This window comes from Frigoribacterium faeni (assembly GCF_007988805.1).
GTDB lineage: Bacteria > Actinomycetota > Actinomycetes > Actinomycetales > Microbacteriaceae > Frigoribacterium > Frigoribacterium faeni.
The window spans coordinates 1-2,459 of record NZ_BJUV01000072.1 but is presented as its reverse complement, the minus strand read 5'-3'; the positions used below and the strand labels follow the sequence as shown (position 1 = coordinate 2,459).

Below are 2,459 nucleotides of genomic sequence, written 5' to 3'. Positions count from 1 at the left end.
GTGCGCCGCGCCGGGTCGCGTGCGCCGCGCCGGGTCGCGTGCGCCGCGCCGGGTCGCGTGCGCCGCGCCGGGTCGCGTGCGCCGCGCCGGGTTCCGTGCACCGCACCGCGTCTAGTTGGGGTGCGTCGTCCGAGACGCGGTGCGATCGCGAGGGGTCGGGGCCGCGCGCTCTCCACCCTGCGCGCGTGCGCCTCCGATCCCGCGAAGTCAACCCCTCGAGGACTTCTCATGATGCGCGGCCTCCGTGCCCCGTCGGAGGGTCAGAGTGACAGGCCCGACCCCGATCGTGATCGTCTCCCTGGCGCTCACCGATGATCCGAGAGGCACGACATGAGCGACGACAAGCGCTACGACGGAGACCCGTCCACCCCGGTCTACGACCAGACCGCCGAAGGCCAGCCCCTGGCGGGCGCGGCCTCCGGCCACGACCACCTGCGCCGCGACGACGCGGTGACCGACCTGGGCGACCAGGTCGGCGCCTACGCCGACATCACCGACCCCGACGCCTCGGCGAGCGACTTCAGCGCCACCCGCGCGCCCGTCGTCGTCGACACGCCCCCGTACGGCACGCCCGTCGGCGGCAGCACCACCGGGGCCCACGTCAGCACCGGCAGCACCGCCAGCACCGACTCCGGCACCGGCAGCACCGGCAGCACCGACTCCGGCGCCGCCGACACCGCCAAGGCCAAGGCGGGCGCCGCCAAGGACGAAGCGGCCGACGTCGCGGGCGATGCGAAGTCCGCCGCCTCCGACGTGGCCGGCAGCGCCAAGGAGCAGGCCTCCAAGGTCGCCTCCGAGGCCACCGGCCAGGCCAAGCAGCTCTTCGGGCAGGCGTCCGGCGAGCTCAAGGAGCAGGCCGGCGCCCAGCAGGAGAAGGCCGCCGCGGGCCTCCGCCAGGTCGGCGACCAGCTCGGCTCGATGGCCGACGGCGCCGACAGCGGTGTCGCCGGCGAGCTCGTCCGCACCCTGTCCGGCCGCGCCCACGGCGTCGCCGGCTGGCTCGAGGGCCGCGACCCCGGCTCCCTGCTCGAGGACGTCAAGTCGTACGCCGCCCGCAAGCCCGGCACCTTCATCGCCATCGCCGCCGTCTCGGGCCTCCTCGCCGGACGCGTCGTCAAGTCGCTGACGGCCGAGGCGAAGGACGAGAAGGCCGCCACGGACGGGACCGAAGGAGGCGCGACCCACCATCCCGCGCCTCCCGCGTCCGGTGCCGAGCCGAGCCGTCTGGCCGGCGACGTCGGTCCCGTGGCCGGCGAGTACGACGTCGTGACCGAGGGCGACGTGCCCGGGTTCGGCGCTCAGACGCCCGACAGCAGCATCCCCACCACCTGGCCCGGCAGCACCGGCACGCGCCCGTGAGCGACCCGTTCCGCGGCACCGGCCCCGCCGCCGGCCAGACGCCCCCGCCCGAGGAGAAGGCGGCGACCACGTCGCTCGGCGACCTGCTCACCGGCGTGACCGGCGACATCTCGACCCTCTTCCGCCAGGAGGTCGAGCTGGCCAAGGCCGAGCTCACCGAGTCGGCCAAGAAGGCCGGCAAGGGCGCGGGCATGTTCGGCGGCGCCGGGCTGACCGCCCTGTTCGCCCTGCTGTTCCTCTCGCTCGCCGCGATGTGGGCGCTCGGCACGCTGATCGGCCTCGGCTGGTCGTCGCTGATCGTGGCGGTCGTCTACGCGATCGTCGCCCTCGTGCTGTTCCTGCGCGGGCGCACCGAGCTCAAGAGCATCAAGGGGGCGCCGAAGACGGTCGACTCCCTCAAGAAGATCCCCGAGACCGTGAAGCCTGGAGGCACCGCATGAGCACCACCGACCAGAACGGCACGAGCCGCAGCCCCGAAGAGATCCGCGCCGAGATCGAGCGCACCCGCGCCGGCCTCAGCTACGACGTCGACGCGCTCGCCGACAAGGTGAACCCGTCGAGCATCGCGCACCGCCAGACCGAGAAGGTGAAGAGCCGCTTCTCGAACGCCAAGGAGTCGGTCATGGGCGCCGCCCACGACGCGACCTCGAGCGCCTCGGGTGCGGGACACGACGCGGCGGGCAGCGTCTCGGACGCCTCGACCGCGGCCGTGCAGAAGGCGAAGGGCAACCCGCTCGCGGTCGGCCTCATCGCCTTCGGCGCCGGCTGGCTCGTGTCGTCGCTGATCCCCGCCTCCGACAAGGAGAAGGAGCTCGTCTCCGACGCGAAGGACAAAGCCGGCCCCGCCGTCGACGCCGCGAAGAGCGCCGCGCAGGACGTCGCGTCGAACCTGAAGGAGCCCGCTCAGCAGGCCTTCGCCTCGGTCAAGGAGACCGCGCAGGATGCCGCGTCGACCGTCAAGGACGACGCGAGCAGCGCCGCCGGCGACGTCAAGGACAGCGCGCAGCAGTCGAAGGAGAACGTGCAGGGAGCCTGAGACCGGCCCGGGTGGCCGGTCGGGCCCGGCCCGGCTCGCCCGCCCGCCAGTGCCGGCCCGGCTC

3 protein-coding genes are annotated in these 2,459 nt (G+C 74.2%); all 3 read left to right on the top strand.

What is annotated here, in order from left to right:
* Window positions 1-330 precede the first annotated feature (330 nt).
* Genes FFA01_RS15740 through FFA01_RS15730 form a run of 3 tightly spaced genes read left to right on the top strand, consistent with a single transcriptional unit; the run spans window position 331 to window position 2,395 of the window.
* The gene (locus FFA01_RS15740; protein ID WP_146857127.1) at window positions 331-1,359 is read left to right on the top strand and encodes a hypothetical protein; all 1,029 of its coding nucleotides are present in this window, start codon (window positions 331-333) and stop codon (window positions 1,357-1,359) included.
* A complete protein-coding gene (locus FFA01_RS16375) occupies window positions 1,356-1,799 on the top strand; it encodes a phage holin family protein (protein ID WP_146857126.1) in 444 nt (147 codons plus the stop codon). The genes FFA01_RS15740 and FFA01_RS16375 overlap by 4 nt, the downstream gene beginning before the upstream one ends.
* Window positions 1,796-2,395, top strand: coding sequence for a DUF3618 domain-containing protein (locus FFA01_RS15730; protein WP_146857125.1), 600 nt, complete (start codon window positions 1,796-1,798; stop codon window positions 2,393-2,395). The genes FFA01_RS16375 and FFA01_RS15730 overlap by 4 nt, the downstream gene beginning before the upstream one ends.
* Window positions 2,396-2,459 lie beyond the last annotated feature (64 nt).

Coding starts and splice junctions, on each gene's coding strand:
- FFA01_RS15730 (WP_146857125.1), top strand. CDS start 1,796: ATGAGCACCACCGACCAGAACGGCACGAGCCGCAGCCCCGAAGAGATC.
- FFA01_RS15740 (WP_146857127.1), top strand. CDS start 331: ATGAGCGACGACAAGCGCTACGACGGAGACCCGTCCACCCCGGTCTAC.